This is a genomic window from Roseovarius sp. MBR-51 (assembly GCF_053628575.1).
In genome coordinates this window covers 60005-81827 of record NZ_JBRJGQ010000001.1, presented here as the reverse complement: position 1 = coordinate 81827, position 21823 = coordinate 60005, and the positions used below count along the sequence as shown (strand labels likewise).

The window sequence follows — 21823 nt, the reverse complement described above, 5'->3', positions numbered from 1 at the left end:
GTCAATTCTCCTGTGTCAGGGTGCGATAGATATCGGGCAAGGCGCGGGTCAGGCGCTCGGGGTTCGGCAGAAGAGAGAAGCCGCCACGCCCAAAGATGCGGGCAAACCAATCCTGACCGTCCTCGTCAATGATGATCCCATGCAGGCTGTGACCTGCCTTGCGGGCCTCTCGAACGGCCATGTGACTGTCTTCGATGCCGTACCGCCCCTCGTAATGGTCAAGATCGTTGGGCTTGCCGTCAGTCAAGACGATCAGCAGTTTGCGCGCACTTGGCTCAGCCGCCAACTGGGTGCTGACGTGGCGGATCGCCGCCCCAAGCCGCGTGTAATGTCCGGGTTTCAGCGCGCCGATATTGGCGATGATCTCGGGGGACATTTGATCCTCGAACCTCTTGCAGCGGGATAGAAACACCCGGTCCCGGCGCAGCGACGAAAACCCCCAAATTCCCAGCCGATCCCCTGCCGCGTCGATCCCTGCAGCTAGGGCGGCCATCGCTTCGCGGGCCACCTCAATCACAGACGTGTCGCCAATCGCTGCTTCGGTAGAACGAGACGTGTCGATCAGGAACGCCACTGACAGATCACGATCGGTCTGACGCGCCGACTGCCAGATGCGGTCAGAGCCACGCCCCGTGGCCAAGAGGTCCGCGCGCGATGTCAAGAGCGCATCAAGGTCGAGTTCTGTTCCCTCAACCTGACGCGGTTGCAGGATACGGCGCGGGCGGAGCGCCTCAAATTGTCGGCGCACTTCGCGCATGCGGCGTTCACTCGGTACAAACACTGTGTCGGCAGGTGTCACAGGTGCATCCAGCACACGGCAATGATCCGTCAAATAGCTGCGCGACCGGTGGTTCCATTCAGGATAGGTATATGTGCCGGCCAAAGCCTCGTGATCAGCATCCGCCGGCGAGAGGTCAAGATGCAGGCGCAGGCGCGTTGCGGCCTTTCGATTCTGTTTGGACAGGGTGATCTCGTCCTGATCGTCAGCAGCCTTTTGGGCGTTCTCTTGATCGTCATCATCGACGCTACGGTTGAGGTTCATCGATTCGACCCAAGAGAGGATCGATTCAAAACGGTGGATGATAAAGCTGTCTTTGCGGTTCTGCTGGTCCTGATCCTTGCGCCGCCCCAGTTTACGGCTGGTTTGCGCCGCATCCGGCGGTGGCCCCGCAGTGTCAGCCGGGTCATCGGTCGCCGCGTTGCCACGGCCCGGTGCGGCAAACCGAATCCAGATCGGGACTGGCGCAAATGGCATATGGCCACGCGCCTCTGATGTGGAAATGATATCAGGAGACGATCCGCACATCTGGTTGCAAATCGCCGTTTCAATGATTGCTTCCTGAGCTGGTCGAAACACATCTGGCCGCGCCTTGACGCAAAGGCTGGTCATGGCCGCGTAAGCAGGTCTCAAGCCGGGACAGATAGCATACGCCGCATCAGCCGCCGCAGCGTTGGCACGGATCTGAACGCAGTCCCAAGCCGGGCCGTCACCCGCCAAATCAAAGTTTCGGAGATCGCTGGTCGCCGCCAGTGCGGTCAACCAAAAGAACGCCGCTCGGTTCAACGTCGGATCAGGAAAATCGGCGATGAGGGGCGGAAGGCTCAGCCGCTCGCCATCAAATCCGGCGACCCATTCGCGGTCCCGCTCGGCCCCCAACTTGCGGCGCAGCGGTTGACGGTGGCGCACAAGCGTCGCCGGTGCCTCGCAGAGCTCCACTGCTGCCGCCCCCCCAAGGGAGCGGAACAACATTGCAAGACTGGGCCTGACCGAGCGAAGCGCGACACCAGCCTCGGGATGGCCGGTATTCGCCCCGATCCCGCTTGCCATGTCATGCCAGAGGTTGCCGACCGTTTCTTCGGGTTCCATGAGATCGCGAAGTTGCATCTTTCTTATCCGTAGATTGTGGCGATGAGATCGCGCAACGCCTGCTGCACGTCTGGCTCGTCACTCAAAGGTTCGATTACTGCGGCCTCCAAGGCCTGATCCACGCCCATTCCGTTCGCCATCAAGGTGGCGGCGTAAATCAGAAGGCGCGTCGAAACGCCTTCCTCCAGATCCATGCCCGATAGATTGCGAATATGGCCGGCCAGCCGCACCAAAGGTGCGACGCGTCCGGGCTCCAAGCGGCTTTCTTTGGCCACAACCGCGATCTCCGTTTCGAAATTCGGGAAACTGAACGAGATCGAGAGAAACCGCTGGCGGGTAGACGGCTTCAATCGCTTGAGGACATTCTGGTAGCCTGGGTTGTAGCTGGCCACCAGCATGAACCCCTGCGGAGCCGCCAGTTCTTCGCCGGTCCGGTCTATCATCAAGGTTCGACGCGTGTCTGTCAGGGGATGCAAAACGACTGTCACATCCTTGCGCGCCTCAACCACCTCGTCGAGGTAACAGATCCCGCCTTCGCGCACGGCACGGGTCAACGGGCCGTCGACCCAGACAGTCTCGCCGCCCTTGAGCAGATACCGTCCGATAAGATCCGAGGCCGACAAGTCGTCATGACAGGCCACAGTATAGAGCGGCTTGCCCAGACGGGCGGCCATATGCTCGACAAAGCGGGTCTTGCCGCATCCGGTCGGCCCCTTGAGCAAAAGGGGCAAACCGTTGTCATAGGCCATCTCGAACAATTCGCATTCACGACCCGTCGTCTGATAAAACGGCAAACTTGGTTTCAGTGCCATATTCATCGCTCATTCTCCAGGAACAGTGGTGGCGAGACCGGGTTGGATGACCTCGGACTTTCGGACGACCAGCAGCGAATAGATGTATAGCAAGGCACCGATGACCACCGCAGCCCCTGCACCAAACCGCATCAGATAGAACAAGGACAGGCCGTCCTGTACATCCATGTAATAGTCGCCAACCACACGCTGCATATGCGTCTGGATTGTGCCTGCAAAGGTCAGCACGAAAGTCATGAAGGCCATGCCGCCAGTCATCAGCCAGAAAGATGCCATGTTCAGCACCTGATTATAGGGCGCACGTCCCCGCAGGATCGGCATCGCATAGGTGAAGATCGCGAGATTCAGGGCGACATACGCACCATAAAAGGCAAGGTGTCCATGTGCTGCGGTGATCTGCGTGCCGTGACTGTAGAAATTCACACCATGCAGCGTGTGCAGAAATCCCCAGACGCCCGCCCCAAAGAAGGCCACGGTGGACGACCCAAGCGACCACAGCAGAGCGGCCTTGTTCGGATGGTTCTTGCGGCCTTTCCAGACCATAACAAAGGCAAAGGACATCATCAGGAAGAAGGGGATGACTTCGAAGGTCGAGAAGATCGAGCCAACCCATTGCCAGTAGCCCGGCAGACCGATCCAATAAAAATGGTGCCCGGTGCCAAGGATGCCCGAGAAAAGCGCCGTGGCGACGATGACATAGAGCCATTTTTCCACCACTTCACGGTCCACGCCTGTCAGCTTCAGCAGCAAAAAGGCCAGGATCGCAGCCATCACCAATTCCCAGGTCGCTTCGACCCAAAGGTGGACAACGAACCACCAGTACATCTTGTCGAGGCTGAGGTTGTCAGGGTTGATGAAGGCAAAAACCCACAGAAGAGACAGCAGCCACAGACCCATCAAGAGCACGTTGGTGATCGCAGTCTTCTTGCCAGCAAGGACCGTCATTGAGATGTTGAGAAGAAAGATCAGGGCGGCGACAAGGATGCCGAACTTGACCCACAGAGGCTGTTCAAGGAATTCCCGCCCACCGTGGATACCCACCAGATACGACCCGACCGCGCCCAGCGTTCCCACGACAAGGATGATGAGCTGAAGATAGGCGAGCTTGGGCGACCAGATTTCGCGCTCCGATTCCTCGGGAACCAGATAGTAAGCAGCCCCAAAGAAACCCAGCAGAAGCCAGACGATCAGGGCGTTGGTATGGATCATGCGGATGATATTGAAGGGCAGTATCTCGGCCAGAAAATTGGGTGAGACATAGACCCAGCCCGCCAGCAACCCACCCAGCACCTGAATGCCGAACAGGGCCATAGCGGCAACGAAATAATAGAACGCAACGTGTTGGGATTTGTATTTCATCGATTCTACTCCTTAGCCAGCATCATTGGGCGGCCAGCCCTGCGTGTCGGTTTGATCGGCCCAACGCAGAAATTCCGCGAGTCCGCGGATATCTTCGTCGGTGAGGTTGAAATTCGGCATCTGGCGGCGGCCCGGTGTGCCGCTTGGCTGGCTTTCCATCCAGCCTTTGAGGATCTCGAATGCGTCCTCGGGGCTATCCTGAACACCCCAGCGGGTCATGACGTTACCCACCTCCGGCGCGAAGTACGCGCCTTCGCCGTGGAGCGTATGGCAATTGATGCAAGAGTGCCTTTCCCAGACATGCTTGCCGTGGATCACCTCTTCACTGAGGGCCATGCCCGCCGTCGAGGTTTGCACAACATACTTGTGGCTATGGACGGTCATCGCCACGAAGATCACGACAAAAAAGATCGAGCCCCCGTAGAAGATGTTGCGCGCCCTCGATTTTGTTAAGATTTCAGCCATGGTCAGGCCTCCTTGAATTCGGGATGGCCTGTTGTAAGCGGGCTCTCGACATCAAAGTTTGTTGCAGCGCAATGTTTGGCACGATTGCGTGACTAGGGTTGTTGGAGAAAGGAGCGCTCGATGCGGCACCCCCAACCAGATGACCCGGATCTCTCACTTATAGAGTTGATGACGCTCTGGCCTCAGACGATACCGGTCTTTGTCCGGCACCGGATGCTGTGCGTGGGGTGTCTCGTCAGCCCGTTCCACACGGTCACGGACGCCTGTGAAGAATACGATCTCGACGAAGGAGAATTCCTTGCGGAGCTTAAAGTGGCTACCGGGTCGGCGTGATCTGTCTCAGCTCTGACTGAGCACCACAAGAGCATGCGGATCACACACCTTGATGCGCTTGCGTCTGCTCTCAACAAGCCCCTGCTTTTCCCATCCGCTCAGCAAGCGGCTGACCGTGTGCAACGTGGTGGCCGTCAATTCCGAAAGATCCTGGCGCGTGATCGGAAAATCAATCTCGATCCCGCCCTCGACTTTGCGTCCGGTCTGATTGATCAGGCGCAAAAGCGCATTTGCCACCCGCTGCTCGACTTGCTGTGTCGCCAGTTCAACGATACGTGTGTTCATCTCACCGACACGGTGGCCCAGTGTCTTGTAGGTCTCGGTGGCAAATCCTTCATAGTCAGACACGAATGTATCCCATAGGCGCGTAGGCCAACTCAGCGCGATAGAGTCCGTCGCAGTGATCGCGGTGGCAGGATAGGTGGTCCGCCCAATGGCCTTGGCGATACCCAAAAGTTGACCCGCTGGAATGTGAAGCGCTGTCACTTGTTCCCCGGTTGGCGTGATGCGCACCACCCGCACATAGCCATCGAGCAGCATATAGAAGCGCTCGGCAGGATGACCTTCGCTGAACACCGCCACGCCGACCTCATAGCGCCGCGAGGTCGCCTGATCCAGAATCGTACGAATCTGACGCCGCTCAAGCCGTGAGAACGGCGGCAGATGCGTCAGCAGGCTTTCGTCAAGCCGCGGCAATGTCTTGCGGGCGGGAAGAGCATCCATAAAGCGCGTCATCGCACAGATCCCAGTGCAACGCCACAACCGGATCATCCGGCATCACTGCATCTATCGTTCAGGAGTTTGCGCCAGAGCAAAATCGCGTCGGCGAAATCCGATACTCTTGTGACCAAGCCATAGAGCGACATGAAAGGAACAAGACATGATCCGTAAACTGACAACCGGCCTCGCCCTCGCGGTCCTGATGGCACCTGCGGCCTTCGCTGACACCTTTGAAGTTCGGATGCTGAACAAAGGCTCGAACGGGGAGCGCATGGTTTTCGAACCGGCGTTCGTTCACGCGGCCCCCGGTGACACCATTCGCTTTCTGGTCGCCGACAAAGGCCACAACGCCGAAATCAACGCTGGAATGCTGCCAGACGGGGCTGACCCCTTCGCCGGCAAGATCAACGAAGAGATCGAAGTCGTGCTCGATGTCGAGGGTGTCTACGGCGTGATCTGCAAGCCGCATTACGCAATGGGAATGGTGATGACCATCGCCGTCGGCGACGTGGACGCACCCGACTCATTTCTCGAGGGGCGCGTTCCGCCCAAAGCCAAGCAACGCTTTGAAGAACAAATCGGAAATCTCTGACCCATTTTCGGCGCTCGGGCTTAGGCCCTGCCGCCATCAACCTCATGGAGGACACGATGACCAAAATCATCAATCCCGGACTTGTGAACACCAGCCGTCGAAACGTTCTGCGCGGCTCTATGCTCGCTGGCGCAGCTGCGGTGGTCGGGGCCGGAGCAATGGCGGCATCGCGCGCACCGAGACTCACCACGGCCAACACGACATCCGCCAACCTCTACAAGGCCGCCAGCCAACAGGTGTCTGAAACCACGGCCAAACCGGCCGATCTCTCCGGCTATACGCGGGTCAGACAAGAGTTGGTCGCACCACCCTTTGCTCCCGCGCACGAGCAGGTTGCCACAGGTGGACCCAAGATCATTGAGATCACCATGGAAACCACGGAACGCCTGATGGTGGTGGACGAAGATACCGGCGCATCGATCTGGGCGCTGACCTACAACGGTTCGGTCCCCGGCCCTCTTATCATCTGCCATCAAGGCGACATGGTCGAACTGACGCTGCGCAATCCAACAGACAGCATGATGGAACACAATATCGACTTTCACGCGTCCACCGGCGCTTTGGGCGGCGGCGGTCTGACCCACGTCTATCCCGGTGAGGAAACCATTTTGCGCTGGAAAGCGACCAAACCGGGCTGCTTTACCTACCACTGCGCACCCGGTGGCGCGATGATCCCTTACCACGTTACACATGGGATGAACGGCGCTGTCATGGTTCTGCCACGCGATGGCCTGAGAGACGGCAACGGCAACCCACTCAAATATGACAGCATCGCCTATATCGGAGAACAGGATTACTACCTGCCGATGGATGAGAACGGCGATTTCCGCAGCTATGAGGCTGCCGGTGACGACTATGCTGACAGCCTCAATGCGATGCGTACCTTGACCCCGACGCATTCGGTGTTCAACGGCGCAGTCGGAGCCCTGACCGGAGAGCGCGCGCTGCGGGCCACGGTCGGCGAGACTGTCTTGATGATCCACAATCAAGCGAACCGCGACTCGCGTCCGCACTTGATCGGAGGGCACGGCAATTTTGTCTGGGAAAGCTCTTTCACCGACGCTCCGATGACCGGCATGGAAACATGGTTCGTGCGCGGCGGCAGCGCCGTGGCGGCGATGTACACCTTCGAACAACCGGGCGTTTACGCCTATGTGAACCACAACCTGATCGAAGGCGCGATGCTTGGCGCAACCGCTCACTTCGTCGTTGAGGGCGATTGGGACAACGAGTTGATGGAACAAGTCGTCGCCCCTCATGCCTTTGCCACATAACCAGAGAGTTTGACATGACAACCGCCGCCGCAAATCGCCCATCGCTGTTCAGAACGTCCCTTCGTTTCGTGGCACTTGGGCTCTTGTTGGCGGCCATCGCCGGGGTCGCGCTTACGCAGCGCGGCCCCGAACCGGCCTCTGCGCCCATCATGGCGCATCAGCCGGTGGTGTTTCCGGATGGGCATCTGCTCTACGTGCAGCGCTATGAGGTGACGATTTCTGAGTGGTCCATCTGCGTGGCTCAGGGGGCGTGCAGCCTGCAAATTCGTGCCCGTCCCGGCCACGATCCGGCGGTCACGCCCGCAACCGGTCTCAGCTATCTGGATGTTCAGGAATACATCGCCTGGATCAACAAAGTTCCAGGCTATTCCTACCGTTTACCGACCATAGAAGAGTGGAACGTCATGGCAGCTTCGGTGCTTCCCAAAACCACCGACCCCGTATTCACCGATCCATCACTGACATGGGCATCGGCCTATCTTACCAAGGGCGCAGCGCCCCGTGCCCTCAAACGCCAAGGCAGCTTTTCATCCTCGCCCGAAGGCATTGCAGACCTTGATGGCAGTGTTTGGGAATGGACGCAGGACTGTTACTCCGGGGTCTCCGAAGTTGTGGATCTAGACCGCTGTCCTGCCTTTTTCGTTGGAGGCGAACACGTCGCTGCGATGTCCTACCTCGTCCGCGACCCGGCACGCGGTGGCTGCGCTGTCGGTAGCCCACCGGCCCACCTTGGCATGCGCATAGTCACAGATCGTCCACTCTAATCCGTCCTGCCTTCGGCTCCTTTCGAGGGAGGGGAAAGGGGACCAAAACTTCCTATATCCACAATGTGCAGACCAGACCCTTGCCAAGCGCAAGGCTCTTTGGCACGGGCCGGTGTTGCCCTCATGTGTGGCGACCGGTTGGTTCCGTAATTCGCGCACTTGTCCGATGAGATGTCATCTGTCTCATTCATGTCGAAAGTTCAGATCACCTCGGGGCCCTTGTCCCCCAATTTGAGACCCAAGCCGTACCCTGAATCAGCTAACGCCGAGCCATTTGATTTCGCTTGAAGAGGTCGCGGCGCACCTGTGGCACGGGATGGCCGTTGCGCCGTTGACACCGGTTCGCGGACACCCAAGAGCGCTTCATTGCCGAAATGTGCTTCACAATTGGCGGGGTATCGCCGAATCGCTGACACAATCGACACTGTTCCGCTGCCTGGCCTTGACGGGCCCAGTCACAAGGGCCTTTTGATGTAAGGCCCGGCGCGGCGCAAATCTTCTTTTCTTTCAATGCGAGGAAACGACATGACCGGCAGTTCCCTGAAATCGACCACCGCGATCGTGATCGCTCTCTCCCTGCTCCAACCCTATCCCGTGGTGGCACAATCCAGTTCGGACGCACAGGCTGCGCAAGAGATCCCAATTCAAACGCCCGAAGAAATCTGCGCCGAAGCACAGATCCTTGATGAGTTGACATGTGATCTACACATTGCCGAACTCAAAGCGACGGCCGCCAGCGAATCCGAGGCCCAAGCCGCCGTTGAGGAGCAACCGGTCGAAGACCCAGAGGCGCAGGCCGATGCAGAAGCAGCGCCGGAAACGCAAGCCGAAGCCGCTAAAGAAGCCGAAGCCGAAGCCGACGCCGCAGCAGAGGCGCAAGCCGCTCAAGACAGCGCTGCTGAGGCAGAGGCCAGAACCGCAGCGGAGGCGCAAGCCGAAGCAGAGGCCGCAGCAGAGGCGCAAGCCGCTCAAGACAGCGCTGTTGAAGCAGAGGCTGCCGCAGAGGCAGAGGCCGAAGCCGCAGCGGAAACGCAAGCCGATGCAGAGGCTGCCGAGGCAGAGGCCGACGTCGCAACTGACACTAATGCAGCAGAAGCCACTGCGGACGCAGAGGCAACGCCCGAATCTAACGCCGAAACCTCTGCCGAACCACAAGACGCACAGGAACCAGAGGTCGAGCCAAAGACAGAGACCCAGTCAGCAGAAGAAGAGCCCGCTGAAAATACGCTTCCCGTTACCGAGAGCGGGTCTACCCAAGCCCTTGCCGCCGAAACAGATAGCGAACCAACCGCTGACGTGACGACCGAGACTGTGACCGAAGAAACAAGCCGTTCCAGTGACGAAGAGTTTAAGGAGAACGCCCCTGACGCGGCGACCGCATCCACACAAACCACTGCGGCACAGTCCAATAACAACAACGGAATGAGCGATTTGCAACGTGCCGGATTGGTCGCCCTTGGCGCGGCGGTCGTGGGCGCGCTCGTGTTGAACAACAAGCGGGTAGAATCAAACACCGGCGACCGGGTTGTCGTTGTCGATGAGAATGACGAGTACCAGATCCTCAAGGACGACGATGCTCTCCTGCGCCAACCCGGATCAGACGTTCGCACCGAACGCTTCAGCGACGGATCAACCCGCAGCAATGTGATGCGCGCCGATGGCTCTGAAATCATCACCATCCGCGATGCAACTGGCCGCGTGCTGCGACGAGTACAGGTTGACCCCAACGGGCGCGAGTATCTGCTCTTTGACGACACCCGCAGCTTTGAGCCGGTAGAGGTCCGCAACCTGCCCAAGCCTGCCAATGACTCCTTCGACTATCAGGCCGCCAGCGACCGCGACGCCCTGCGCCGCGCCCTGCTAGCCGCTGACCGAGGCGACATCGGCCGCACATTCAGCCTGCGTCAAGTGCGTGAAACCGTCGAGGTCCGTCAACTGAGCCCAGAAATCAATCTGCAGAATGTCACCTTCGCCAGTGCCTCCGCGGCGATTCAGCCTTCTCAGGCAGAAAATCTGCGTGAGATGGGGGTGATGATGCGCGATCTTATTGCGGAAGACCCGACCGAGTTGTTCCTGATCGAGGGCTATACCGACGCTGTCGGCGCACCCGGTTACAATCTGCTGTTGTCTGATCGCCGCGCCGAATCAGTCGCGCTGGCCTTTAGCGAGTATTTCGACGTGCCTGCAGAAAATATGGTTGTCCAAGGCTATGGCGAAAGTTACCTCAAGGTGCCGACGCAGCAGGCCGAACGCCTGAACCGCCGCGTCGCCGTGCGCCGGATCACGGCGCTCGTCCAGAACGCCGCGCGGTAAAGAAATATGAGATAGGAAACACGACCCTCACCGCCTTTAAGCCTCTCTGATGCACGCGTAAACGCGGCCATGAGAACACCCCTAGCGTTCGGTTTGCGCTCCCTAGCCGCTTTGGCGAGCCTGAGCGCCGGTAAGTCTTGCCAGTCTCAATGCGCCTCTGCCCAGTTCGCACCCTGTCCCGCATCCACGACCAAAGGCACATCGAGATGCACAGCCGGGCTTGCAGCTCCCTGCATCACATCGCGCGCAATCTCGATCAGTCTGTCTGTAGCCTCTTCGGCCACTTCAAAGATCAACTCGTCATGGACCTGCAAAAGCATCTTGCAGGGCAGCCCTTCAATCGCGTCCGGCATTCGGATCATCGCGCGGCGAATGATGTCGGCGGCGCTGCCCTGAATTGGCGCATTGATCGCCGCACGGCGGGCAAATCCGGCGCGCGGACCTTTGGCGGCAATCTCGGGGGCGTGGACCTTGCGGCCAAACAGAGTCTGAACATAGCCGTGTTCCTTGGCAAAGGCGACCGTCGCATCCATGTAATCCTTGATCCCCGGAAAGCGTTCGAAGTACCGGTCGATAAATCCTTGGGCCTCGGACCTCGGGATGCGCAGGTTGCGCGCGAGACCAAAGCCCGAAATCCCATAGATGACCCCAAAGTTGATCGCCTTGGCCTGGCGGCGAATCTCGGGGGTCATCTGATCCAGCGGCACATTAAACATCTCTGATGCCGTCATGGCGTGGATGTCATGCCCCTCTCTGAACGCCTGCTTGAGCGTCTCTATCTCCGCCACATGCGCGAGAATGCGCAGCTCGATCTGGCTGTAGTCGAGACTGACAAGGCGGTGGCCAGACGCGGCAACAAAGGCCTCGCGGATGCGGCGGCCCTCCTCGCTCCGCACTGGGATGTTTTGCAGATTGGGATCGGTCGAGGCGAGCCGCCCAGTGTTTGCCCCCGCTTGGACATAGGATGTATGAACTCGTCCCGTATCCGGGTCGATATGATCCTGAAGCGCATCGGTATAGGTCGATTTCAACTTGCTCAACTGCCGCCAATCAAGCACACGCGCCGGCAACTCGTGTTCGGTCGCGAGGTCTTCAAGCACATCTGCACCGGTCGCATATGCTCCGGTCTTACCTTTCTCGCCGCCCGAAAGACCCATCTCATCAAATAGGATTTCCCCCAATTGCTTGGGCGACCCAACATTGAAGCTGCGCCCCGCAAGCTCGTGGATTTCAGACTCCAACGCTGCCATTTTCTGAGCAAACTTGCCCGACATGGCACGCAGCGTGGCGCGATCAACCTTGACGCCGTAGCGTTCCATCTGGGCCAGAACCGGCACCAAAGGGCGCTCTAGCGTTTCATAGACCGTCGTGACGCGGGCGCGGTGGAGTTGCGGCTTGAAGGTCAGCCAGAGGCGTAACGTGATATCTGCGTCCTCAGCGGCATATTTCACCGCCTCATCAACCGGCACACGGTCAAACGTCACAGCAGTTTTGCCAGACCCAAGCAGCGATTTGATCGGAATCGGCGTATGCGTCAAATACCGTTCTGACAGCGCGTCCATACCATGACCATGCAGCCCCGCATGCAGCGCATAGGACATCAGCATCGTGTCGTCGATCGGCTCGACCGTAATGCCACGCGCGGCAAATATCTTGGCGTCGTATTTCATGTTTTGGCCGATCTTGAGGATGGCATCATCCTCCAGAACAGGCTTAAGGGCGGCGAGAACATCTGCCACCGGCATTTGCCCCTCTGCCATTTTGTCAGACCCAAAGAGGTCATCCGCCGCGCCGTCCTTATGCGTCAGCGGGATATAACAGGCCCGGCCCGGTGCGATGGCCAGGGATATACCGACCAGATCAGCCTGCATTTCATTGAGCGAGGTGGTTTCGGTGTCAACCGCCACATAGCCCTGCGCCCGGATCGCTGTGATCCACGCGTCGAGGCTCTTTTGATCCGACACGCGCTCGTAGGTTTCAGGCTCTATTGCAGGCCAATCCGCGACGGATTGCCCCTCATCCGCCGCTTGCTGTGGCGTCGGTTCGGGAATGCTAGGTGCGTCTTTCCCCAAGGCATCCGCGATGCGTTTCGACAGGGTGCGAAACTCCATCTGCGCCAGAAAGCCCAGCAAAACATCCGGATCAGGATCGCGCACCTCGAGGTCGTCAAGCGTGAACTCAAGCGGTGTGTTGCAGTCGAGCTGCACAAGCCGCTTGGACATCTCGATCTGATCGCGCTTTTCAATCAGGGTGTCGCGACGCTTCGGCTGCTTGATTTCCCCAGCGCGGTCCAGAAGCGCCTCCAAAGAGCCGAATTCGTTGATCAGGAGCGCCGCAGTCTTGATCCCGATCCCCGGCGCGCCCGGCACGTTATCGACACTATCACCGGCCAAAGCCTGCACATCGACCACGCGGTCAGGGGTCACGCCGAACTTCTCACGCACGCCGTCGACATCAATAAGCCGGTTCTTCATTGCATCCAGCATCTCAACGCCGTTACCGACAAGCTGCATCAGATCCTTGTCAGACGAGATGATCGTCACGCGCCCGCCCAGATCGCGCGCCTGACAGGCAAGCGTGGCGATGATGTCATCCGCCTCAAACCCCTCGATTTCTTCACATGCAATGTTGAAGGCGCGGGTCGCCTCACGAGTAAGCGGGATCTGCGGGCGCAAGTCCTCGGGCATCGCCTCGCGATTGGCCTTGTATTCGGGATAGAGATCGTTGCGGAACGTATGGCTGCCCTTGTCGAAAATCACCGCCACATGCGTCGGCGCGTCAGGACCGTTATTCCCTTCTACATAGCGTTGGAGCATGTTGCAAAACCCCGAGACCGCCCCGATGGGAAGTCCGTCGGATTTGCGCGTGAGCGGTGGCAACGCGTGATAGGCCCTGAAAATGAACGAAGAGCCATCAATCAGATGCAGGTGACAGCCTTTTCCGAATTGCATGGTCATGAGAGCCCCGCTCAACTGTTTGAATTACGTCTGATGGTGTGCCACGAAGTGCCCGCTACTTCCAGACAGTTCATGCTCTGCCAAGATGTCGCCACATTTTCTCCGAATTGGCGACACAGTTTTTCCAACTGCCCCGTAGATCAAACCGCCTCGACTTGACACACTGGGGTTGCGGAGGGCGGCCCGCCCAAGTTTTTCAATGGTTTTTAAGTAGTCGTTTCAGGCCCTGTGCCTCCGCACGAAAATATACCCGCAGCGCCGGTCAGGCGCAGTTTGGCCGGCAGCCGCAGATCAGCGGAGACGCAAGATGGCAGACACAGCCCCAAAACCCAGAGAGCCCGCACCGGCATCCGGTATACCTCGCAAACCCATTTCAACACCAAAGATGATCTTTAAAGATTTTGCATCCATCTGACGCCACGGTTCACCGGCACGGATAGGGCACAGGTTCAGCCCGCTCCATGACCAGAATGCGATGCAACTGACGTGTTGTCAGGTTTCCCAGAATGACAGTTCGGCCGATCACAAAACCAGGCGTGCCGTAAAATCCCAGTTGCCGGGCCAGCATCGCGGATTGGTTCAGTCTCTGTGCTACTCGGGCAGAGTTCATATCATGCAAGAGACGGTCACCGTCTATGCCCTGATCTGCGGCCAACCGTCTGAGATAGGCGTCATTGGGCAGGAACGGAGTGCCCATCAGACGGGCGTGAAAGGCGGCATAGGCCCCCTGCAACCCGGCGGCGAGCGAGGCGCGGGCAGCAACCTGTGAGGCCGATCCGAGCAGCGGCAACTCGTGCCAGGTCACGTCTACGCCGCCCTCTGTCTCAATCTCCTTGAGGGCTGGCGAGAGCGTTCGGCAAAAAATGCAGCGCGCATCCGAGAAATACGCCAATGGAACTGTATCCTCGGGTCGCTCTGGGCCAAAGAGCGCCGCGCAGTCAATAGTGGTCCCCGGCGCTCCGGCGGGATCATCGCTTACATCCAAAAGCGCCAGGGGCTGCCCTGCGGAAACCTCACTTGTCACCAGACGCCGAAAACCGGGCAGACCGGGCATCGCCTCAAATGTCAGGGATGGCTCAATAGCACGCCGGATAAGGGTGCCGCCGCCATAGACACTTGCAACCGCAGCACCGGAAACAAGCAATCCGCGGCGCGTCAGCATGATGTTTGCCTGAATGTCAGACCTTGCCCTCGAACTCCTTGTGGACCAGCTTGGCATCACAATAGGGGCACTCGACAAACCCCGTCTCATGCGGGATTTGCAGCCAGACACGGGGATGGCCCAGCGCGCCCTCACCCCCGTCGCAAGCGACACGATAACTGTCAACAATGCGGGTTTCCGGGGCTTGCGTGACCATCGAGACGTTTCCTTTTGCCGTGCTTTCCACTAGGTCCGAATATGAGTGAACACGAGCCAAGGGGCAAGAGCAGCATGGCGGCAAATGCCATTGAAATCCGCGGACTGACAAAGATCTACGGCGGCAGTCGCAATAGCCCAGAGAAACTGGCTCTCAAGGGGATTGATCTCGATATCCCTCAGGGGTCTGTCTTTGGTCTCTTGGGGCCAAATGGTGCGGGCAAATCGACGCTGATCAACATTCTGGCAGGGCTTGTGGTCAAGACTGCCGGTCAGGTGACGATCTGGGGATTTGATCAGGATCGCAACCCCCGTCAGAGCCGCGCTTCGATAGGCGTGATGCCGCAGGAATTGAACCTTGATCCCTTCTTTACCCCACGCGGCGCGCTCGAAGTGCAGGCGGGGCTTTACGGCGTCCCCCGCCGCGAGCGGCGCAGCGACGAGATCTTGCGACTGGTTGGGCTGGAAGATAAGGCCGAAGCCTATGCCCGCACCCTTTCAGGCGGTATGCGCCGTCGGCTGCTTCTGGGCAAGGCGCTGGTGCATCATCCACATATTCTTGTTCTCGACGAACCAACCGCAGGCGTAGACATCGAACTGCGACAGATGTTGTGGGAAAATGTCCGGCAACTGAACCGGCAGGGAATGACGATCATCCTGACCACGCATTACCTCGAAGAGGCCGAGGAAATGTGTGACGAAATCGCCATTATCAATCTCGGAGAGGTGGTAGCGCGCGACAGCACCGCCAATCTTTTGGGCAGGCTCGATCACAAAACGATGATCATTCAACCCGACAAGCCGGTTGCAACCCTGCCGCATGCTGAGGGTCTGACAGTCACGAAACGTGGCGATGGTGCGCTGGTGATCACCTATAAATCCGGTGCCACCTCCGCCGAGGAGGTGCTCGCCGCCGTTCATGCCGCCGGCATCAGCATTCGCGATGTGAAAACCGAACAGGCGGATCTACAGGATGTTTTCTTGGAACTGACGCGGAGCCGCTAATCCTCCCGGCCCCAGCCTTCGGACTGCATTTCCCGCATCCGGCTGGCGGTGCGCTCAAACTCGAACGATCCCTCTCCCTCGATATAGAGATATTCCGGCACCGCCGCCGCCGAACAGATCAGCCGCACGCGAGCCTCATACAGAGAGTCGATCAATGTGACAAAGCGCTTGGCTTCGTTGAAATTGCTGCGCCCCATTTGCGGGATATTCTCTAGGATCAATACCCGCGCCGCCGCGGCCAAAGCCAGATAATCCGCCGGGCCCAGAGGATTGCCGCAGAGATCATAGAATGTGGCCCGAGCCACGCCATTGTGAAACGCTGGAATTTCCACCGCCCGTTTGTTGACGATGATCGTATGTGGCCTGCCGCGCCCACCTGTCAGATCCTGCCAAATCGTCTCTATCTCAGCCCGACTCTCTGAATTGATCGGGCTAAAGTAACTTGGACTGCCAGTCAGTCGGTCTTGCCGGTAATCAGTGGGGCTGACCATTTCGTGAATGACCATCCGCTCTTTCAACAGGTCGATAAACGGCAGAAACAACTGTCGGTTGAGACCGTTTTTGTAAAGATCGTCCGGCAGGCGGTTTGAGGTTGTGACAACCACAACGCCTGCCGCGAACAGAGCCTCAAAGAGTCGCCCCACGATCATCGCATCGGTGATGTCGGTGATCTGCATTTCATCAAATGCCAATAGGCGGACGGATTTGGCAACATCAGCCGCCACCGGGGCCAGCGCATCCTTCTCATTCCGGGCCCGCGCAGCATGCAATCCGGCATGGATTTCCTGCATGAAGGCGTGAAAGTGCACGCGCCTGCTCGGCACCTCCAGCGTTTCGACAAAGAGGTCCATCAGCATGGATTTCCCACGTCCAACGCCGCCCCAGATGTAGAGGCCCTTGGGTGGCTCTGCCGAACGGCGAAACCAGCCCTTCCTCGGCAACTCGGCCAAGGCAACACGCATCCGCTCAAATTCGGGCAAAAGTTCCTCTTGCGCCGGATCACGGGTCAATTTGCCATCAGCCACGAGGCGGGCGTAGAGATCAGGCAGGGTTTCCATCAACCTATCGTGCGATGCGGGCAAGCTTCTGCATCACGCCCACAAGCTCGGCACTGATCCCCGGCTCTGACAGGGCATGCCCCGCCACCGGGATCATCCGCAAATCAGACTTTGGCCAGCGCTCGGCCAATCGATGCGCCGTCACAGGAGGGCAGATCATATCATAGCGCCCCTGCACGATCGTGCCGGGAATGTGTCCTATCCGACCCATCCGGTCGAGGATCTGCCCATCGTATTCCAGAAAACCGCGATGCGTGAAATAGTGATTCTCAAGCCGGGCGAAGGCGCGCGCATAATCGGCGGGGCTGTCACCTCCGACGCCTGTAGAATGCACAGATGCCAAGGCGTTCTCCCATGCGGACCATGCCTTGGCAAAGGCGACCTCCTCACTGAGATTGCCAGAGAAAAGACGCCGATGGTATGCGGCGATCAGGTCATCCCGTTCCTCTTCCGGGATCAACTCCACGAACCGCGCCCAGGTTTCAGGCCAGAATGATCCGGCACCGCCTCCGTAAAACCAGTGCAATTCGGCCTCGGTCATTGTGAACACACCGCGCAGAACCAGATGCAAGACTCGATCAGGATGGCTCTGCCCATAGATGAGGGCCAGCGTCGCCCCCCAACTTCCGCCAAAGACGATCCATTGCTCGATACCGAGCTTTGCGCGAATATGCTCTATATCGGCCACCAGATGCCAAGTTGTATTTGCCTCGACACTTGCATGCGGGCGCGACCGACCACAGCCGCGTTGATCGAACAGGATGATCCGATAGACCGCCGGATCAAAGTAACGCCGCATCGCCGGACTGCACCCGCCCCCCGGCCCACCATGCAGCACAATCACCGGAAGGCCATCGGGGCGGCCCGATTGCTCCATGTAGACACTATGCCCATCGCCCACATCCAGCATTTGCCGATCAAAGGGCTCGACCGGGGGATGAAGATATTGCACTGCGCTCTTTTGGCCTGAGAATTTGTCCATGGATGTCCTATATAAGCCGCGAGACCAAAAGAGCATATGGAGAGCAGAATGCAAGCCGCTCAGAGCACGATTGATCCCACCGAGGTTGCCAAGTTCGAGGCGATGGCCGCGGAATGGTGGGACCCGAACGGGAAATTCAAACCCCTGCACATGCTCAACCCCTGTCGCCTCGATTATATCACCGCCCAGATCGCGGCGGAATTCGACCGTGACTTGCGCGACAAGGCACCCTTCGCCGGCCTGCGCCTGCTCGATATTGGCTGCGGTGGCGGCCTCCTGAGCGAGCCGATGGCGCGTCTGGGTGCCACCGTGATCGGCGCCGATGCCGCCCCCCGCAACATTCCCGTCGCACAGGTCCATGCCACACAATCCGGCCTCGACATCGACTATCGCCACACCACGGCCGAGGATCTGGCAGCGGCGGGCGAACAGTTTGACACCGTGCTGAACATGGAAGTGGTCGAACATGTGGCCGATCCGCTGACCTATCTCACCGCCTGCCAGCAGCTTTTGAAGCCGGGCGGGCTCCATATCTGCTCGACCATCAACCGCAACCCCAAAAGCTATGCCATGGCCATCGTTGGGGCCGAATATGTCATGCGCTGGCTGCCCAAGGGCACCCATGATTGGGCCAAATTCATCACCCCGGACGAGCTTTTCGATCTCTTGCGCAACGCCGGATTGGAGCCGGTGGACCGCAAGGGCTTCGTGTTCAACCCGATCACTTGGGGCTGGCGCCTGTCCGACCGGGATCTGAGCGTCAATTACGTGACCGCGAGCGTCAAGCCCAGTTGATCAAGTTCCTGGCGGCTCCAGCCGCGCCCGTAACTCGCGCAACACCGGCAGGCTGGCGCGCACGCGGTCCTCGCCCAGATCGCGAATCAGGTCCGACACCATAGGCGTGATCGCGGCCATCGCGGCATCGCGCGCCTGACGGCCCGACGGGCTGATCGCCACCATCTTGCGCCGCGCATCGTCCCAATCGGGGCGGATATGCACATACCCCGCCCATTCCAGTTTAGACAGCGTGTTGGTCATCGCCCCACGCGTCACATGAAAGCTTTTAGCCAACTGCGCCGGGCTGCGTTCATCCCCGATCCGCGCCAGATGGTTCAGCACCGAGAAATGCGAAATTTCCATACCCTTGGGCAAAACCCGCGTCAGCCGATTTCGAATCAACTGCTCATTCGTGAGAATCTCGCTAAAGAGCGCCACGGCGAGGGAATTGCTGGTCGTGTCAGTCATTCAGGGCCCGTCAAACGCTCGATCATGGCGCAGCGAAGGCACGCGCCTGCGCGCTTGTGCCACCGCATCGGGGTCAAGATCAACCATCACGATGCCCGGCTCCGTGCCGCCATCAGCCAGAACCTCGCCCCAAGGGGCTACAACCAGACTATGACCATGGGTTTGACGCGTGCGGCCGCTGGTAGCGGTATGTGTGCCGGTCTGCGCCGGGGCCAGCACGAAACACCCGGTTTCAATTGCGCGGGCGCGCAACAGCACCTCCCAATGCGCGGCACCGGTGACATGGGAAAACGCCGCTGGGACCGTCAGAATAGTTGCGCCCGCCTGTGCCAAACGGCGATGCAGGTGCGGAAAGCGAATGTCGTAACAGATCGTCAGGCCCAGCTTGCCCAGCGGCATATCGGCCAGAACTGCGCGGTCTCCGGGGCGGAACCCATCCGATTCGCGATAGGTTTCCTCGGGGCTGACGTCCACATCGAACATGTGGATCTTGTCATAGCGCGCGACAACGCCGCCGTCCGGTCCGATCAAAAAGGAACGATTGGCAAAACGCCCATCGGGATCGTCGGTCCTCAGCGCGAGTGACCCGATCAAGAGCCAGACACCGGCCTCAGCCGCGCGCGCGCGGAGGGCCGCCAACGTCGGATCGCTCTCTTCCGGATGCAGCACGGATTTCTGATGCGTGCGGCTGCCCGAGACACAATTCGTGACCTCTGGAGTCAGAATGAATGTGGCACCATCCGCAATTGCCGTATCCATCATCGCCCGCGTGATCGTCAGATTTGCCTCTGGATCATCACTGCTGTTGAGCTGAAGAAGGGCCGTGCGCATGATCCTCACCCGCGCAGCAGCGCATCAAGTTTGCCCGCCTGATCCAGCGCGTAGAGCTCATCACAGCCCCCGACATGGGTGCTGCCAATGAAGATCTGCGGCACAGTATGGCGCCCGTTTGCCCGTTTCAACATCTCGGATTTGCGCGCAGGCTGGGCCAAAACATTGATCTCAGAGAAATTCACACCCTTCTTTTGCAAGAGGCGTTTGGCAGAATGACAAAAACCGCAGAGCGGCGACGTGTAGATTTCGACTGGTTGCATGGTTAGGTATCCCGTTTCGCTTTGTCGCGAACTTATGCATCCTTGGCCGCGCGCGCCAGTGTCAGAATGCTCACTTCCCCGGCACCTGCGGAAAAACAGGCCTGTGCAGCGACGGAAAGCGTCGCACCAGAGGTCATCACATCGTCAACAATCAGAATGAATCGACCTGCCATCTGCGCCCGATGTCTTGGATGCACGCGGATCGCATCCGCGAGCATGGCATGCCGCACCTCGACGCTCATTCCTTTGAGGGTTTGCGTACGCTTGGGGCGAATCAACAGATCAGGACAACAGCGCAACCCGGTCTCACGCGCGACGGCCTGCGCGAGCAGCGCGGATTGATTGAACCGCCGCGACAGCATCCGCATCCAATGCAGCGGTATGGGCGCAATCAGCGTATCGGGTCGTAACAGGGGCTGCGCTGCCCGCGCCATCCATTTTGCCGCCGGACGTACCACGTCGTGCCGGTCTCCATGTTTGAGCATCAAGACCAGTTTACGCCCATTCTCGTGATAGCGCATCGCCGCGCGTCCCTGTGACCATGGTCGCGCGATGTGCAGACAATCGTCGCAATACTCGGCTCCCGCATGCACCTCACCGGGCAGAGGCACACCGCAGGTGTCGCAGACAAGACCAGAAATAAACGGCGTATCGCGCCAGCACGGACCGCAAAGGCCAAAATCGCTCTCCACCACCGCCCCGCAGAGCGTACAGCGCGGCGGATAGATCATGTGAACCGCCGTTTGAAAAGCCGCTGTCAGCACTCTATTCTCGCCCCATGACCCAAACGCCCCTGACCGACCGCGCCGCCCTGACCAAGAATCGCCAGCGTGCTCTTTGCGCGCCGGTTCTGTTCCTGCATGAGATCGCCGCCGCTGAGGTCGAGGATCGCCTGAGTGTGGTTAACAAATCCTTTACCGCGCCCGCCGTGGTGACGGGTTTTCCACAGTTCTGGCACTCCCGTATGCCAGAGGCGCACATCGTATCTGATGACGAGGTGCTGACACTGGACCCCGGCGCGCATGATCTGGTCGTTCACGCGCTCTGCCTGCACTGGGCGAATGACCCCGTGGGCCAGCTCATTCAGGCTCGACGCGCCTTGCGCCCCGATGGCCTGCTCCTCGTGGCGCTCTTTGGCGGTGCCACGCTCAGCGAATTGCGCAGCGCACTGGCACAGGCTGAGGCAGAGATCAGCGGCGGCCTCTCGGCCCGCGTCCTGCCCATGGCCGAGATCCGCGATCTGGGCGGTCTGATGCAGCGCGCAGGCCTCACCCTGCCGGTGGCCGATACCCTGCCCCTCACCACCAGCTACGCCAACCCTATGGCTCTCATGCGCGAACTCCGGGACATGGGCGAGGGCAACGCAATGAGCGCTCGGCGCAAGACGCTCTCCCGCCGCAACGTGCTGCTCCGTGCCTGCGACATATATGCACAAGCCTTCGGCACAGCCGACGGGCGCATCCCCGCCACCTTCGAGATGATTTTCCTCACAGGTTGGGCCCCAGACGCCAGTCAACCCCAACCCTTGCGTCCCGGATCAGCCAGCGCGCGGCTGGCGGATGCGCTGGGCGCGGTCGAGAGGCCCCTGAAAGATTGACCTTTCAAGCACAGCCTATATGTCACCTC

At 59.3% G+C, this 21823-nt stretch carries 22 protein-coding genes; 8 read left to right on the top strand and 14 right to left on the bottom strand.

Annotated elements, in window-relative coordinates:
* Position 1: 1 nt before the first annotated feature.
* From ACSSVY_RS00435 to ACSSVY_RS00420, 4 genes are read right to left on the bottom strand one after another with little or no spacing between them, the layout of a single operon-like run.
* The gene (locus ACSSVY_RS00435; protein ID WP_454267408.1) at positions 2-1885 is read right to left on the bottom strand and encodes a VWA domain-containing protein; all 1884 of its coding nucleotides are present in this window, start codon (positions 1883-1885) and stop codon (positions 2-4) included.
* Positions 1886-1890: 5 nt separating this feature from the next.
* Positions 1891-2685 carry an AAA family ATPase gene (locus ACSSVY_RS00430; protein WP_454267407.1) on the bottom strand — a complete coding sequence of 265 codons (795 nt, stop codon included), beginning with the start codon at positions 2683-2685 and terminating at the stop codon, positions 1891-1893.
* Between the two features lie 3 nt (positions 2686-2688).
* Positions 2689-4038, bottom strand: a complete 1350-nt coding sequence (locus tag ACSSVY_RS00425; protein ID WP_454267406.1) for a cbb3-type cytochrome c oxidase subunit I — start codon at positions 4036-4038, stop codon at positions 2689-2691.
* Between the two features lie 12 nt (positions 4039-4050).
* The gene (locus ACSSVY_RS00420; RefSeq protein ID WP_454267405.1) at positions 4051-4503 is read right to left on the bottom strand and encodes a c-type cytochrome; all 453 of its coding nucleotides are present in this window, start codon (positions 4501-4503) and stop codon (positions 4051-4053) included.
* 120 nt (positions 4504-4623) lie between these two features.
* On the opposite strand from ACSSVY_RS00420, the gene ACSSVY_RS00415 reads away from it, so the two are divergent.
* A complete protein-coding gene (locus ACSSVY_RS00415) occupies positions 4624-4836 on the top strand; it encodes a DUF1858 domain-containing protein (RefSeq protein ID WP_454267404.1) in 213 nt (70 codons plus the stop codon).
* A 6-nt stretch (positions 4837-4842) separates the two neighbouring features.
* Here the strand turns inward: ACSSVY_RS00415 and ACSSVY_RS00410 are convergent, their stop codons facing one another.
* The gene (locus tag ACSSVY_RS00410) at positions 4843-5571 is read right to left on the bottom strand and encodes a Crp/Fnr family transcriptional regulator (protein ID WP_454267403.1); all 729 of its coding nucleotides are present in this window, start codon (positions 5569-5571) and stop codon (positions 4843-4845) included.
* A 145-nt stretch (positions 5572-5716) separates the two neighbouring features.
* Here ACSSVY_RS00410 and ACSSVY_RS00405 point away from each other — a divergent pair, with 145 nt between their 5' ends.
* From ACSSVY_RS00405 to ACSSVY_RS00390, 4 genes are all read left to right on the top strand, one after another.
* Entirely contained in the window at positions 5717-6148 is a 432-nt protein-coding gene (locus ACSSVY_RS00405) for a pseudoazurin (RefSeq protein ID WP_454267402.1), read from the top strand.
* Between the two features lie 56 nt (positions 6149-6204).
* The gene (nirK, locus tag ACSSVY_RS00400; protein WP_454267401.1) at positions 6205-7422 is read left to right on the top strand and encodes a copper-containing nitrite reductase; all 1218 of its coding nucleotides are present in this window, start codon (positions 6205-6207) and stop codon (positions 7420-7422) included.
* A 14-nt stretch (positions 7423-7436) separates the two neighbouring features.
* Positions 7437-8186, top strand: a complete 750-nt coding sequence (locus ACSSVY_RS00395) for a formylglycine-generating enzyme family protein (RefSeq protein ID WP_454267400.1) — start codon at positions 7437-7439, stop codon at positions 8184-8186.
* Positions 8187-8711: 525 nt separating this feature from the next.
* Positions 8712-10499, top strand: coding sequence for an OmpA family protein (locus ACSSVY_RS00390; RefSeq protein WP_454267399.1), 1788 nt, complete (start codon positions 8712-8714; stop codon positions 10497-10499).
* A gap of 146 nt (positions 10500-10645) precedes the next feature.
* On the opposite strand, the gene polA is transcribed toward ACSSVY_RS00390, so the two are convergent.
* From polA to ACSSVY_RS00375, 3 genes are all read right to left on the bottom strand, one after another.
* Positions 10646-13456 (bottom strand): DNA polymerase I, encoded by a 2811-nt coding sequence (polA, locus tag ACSSVY_RS00385; RefSeq protein WP_454267398.1) that lies wholly within the window; start codon positions 13454-13456, stop codon positions 10646-10648.
* A gap of 424 nt (positions 13457-13880) precedes the next feature.
* Positions 13881-14618, bottom strand: coding sequence for a DsbA family protein (locus ACSSVY_RS00380; RefSeq protein WP_454267397.1), 738 nt, complete (start codon positions 14616-14618; stop codon positions 13881-13883).
* A 16-nt stretch (positions 14619-14634) separates the two neighbouring features.
* Entirely contained in the window at positions 14635-14814 is a 180-nt protein-coding gene (locus ACSSVY_RS00375; RefSeq protein WP_454267396.1) for a zinc-finger domain-containing protein, read from the bottom strand.
* Between the two features lie 74 nt (positions 14815-14888).
* On the opposite strand from ACSSVY_RS00375, the gene ACSSVY_RS00370 reads away from it, so the two are divergent.
* A complete protein-coding gene (locus ACSSVY_RS00370) occupies positions 14889-15818 on the top strand; it encodes an ABC transporter ATP-binding protein (protein WP_454267395.1) in 930 nt (309 codons plus the stop codon).
* Here ACSSVY_RS00370 and zapE read toward each other — a convergent pair.
* Both zapE and pip read right to left on the bottom strand, forming a co-directional pair.
* Positions 15815-16876: a cell division protein ZapE gene (zapE, locus tag ACSSVY_RS00365; protein WP_454267394.1), complete on the bottom strand. Its 1062-nt coding sequence runs from the start codon at positions 16874-16876 to the stop codon at positions 15815-15817. The two genes, ACSSVY_RS00370 and zapE, sit on opposite strands and share 4 nt — an antisense overlap.
* 4 nt (positions 16877-16880) lie before the next feature.
* On the bottom strand, positions 16881-17858 hold the full coding sequence (gene pip, locus ACSSVY_RS00360) for a prolyl aminopeptidase (RefSeq protein ID WP_454267393.1): 978 nt from the start codon (positions 17856-17858) through the stop codon (positions 16881-16883).
* Positions 17859-17906: 48 nt separating this feature from the next.
* Between pip and ubiG the strand changes: the two genes are divergently transcribed.
* Positions 17907-18653, top strand: coding sequence for a bifunctional 2-polyprenyl-6-hydroxyphenol methylase/3-demethylubiquinol 3-O-methyltransferase UbiG (gene ubiG, locus ACSSVY_RS00355; RefSeq protein WP_454267392.1), 747 nt, complete (start codon positions 17907-17909; stop codon positions 18651-18653).
* Here the strand turns inward: ubiG and ACSSVY_RS00350 are convergent, their stop codons facing one another.
* The 4 genes from ACSSVY_RS00350 to ACSSVY_RS00335 are packed head-to-tail and all read right to left on the bottom strand — an operon-like array spanning position 18654 to position 20928.
* Entirely contained in the window at positions 18654-19103 is a 450-nt protein-coding gene (locus ACSSVY_RS00350; protein WP_009816814.1) for a MarR family winged helix-turn-helix transcriptional regulator, read from the bottom strand.
* Positions 19104-19934: a carbon-nitrogen hydrolase family protein gene (locus tag ACSSVY_RS00345; RefSeq protein WP_454267391.1), complete on the bottom strand. Its 831-nt coding sequence runs from the start codon at positions 19932-19934 to the stop codon at positions 19104-19106.
* A 5-nt stretch (positions 19935-19939) separates the two neighbouring features.
* Entirely contained in the window at positions 19940-20197 is a 258-nt protein-coding gene (grxC, locus tag ACSSVY_RS00340) for a glutaredoxin 3 (RefSeq protein WP_454267390.1), read from the bottom strand.
* A gap of 32 nt (positions 20198-20229) precedes the next feature.
* Positions 20230-20928, bottom strand: a complete 699-nt coding sequence (locus tag ACSSVY_RS00335; RefSeq protein ID WP_454267389.1) for a double zinc ribbon domain-containing protein — start codon at positions 20926-20928, stop codon at positions 20230-20232.
* Between the two features lie 47 nt (positions 20929-20975).
* Here ACSSVY_RS00335 and ACSSVY_RS00330 point away from each other — a divergent pair, with 47 nt between their 5' ends.
* Entirely contained in the window at positions 20976-21794 is an 819-nt protein-coding gene (locus tag ACSSVY_RS00330) for a methyltransferase domain-containing protein (protein ID WP_454267388.1), read from the top strand.
* Positions 21795-21823: the final 29 nt, after the last annotated feature.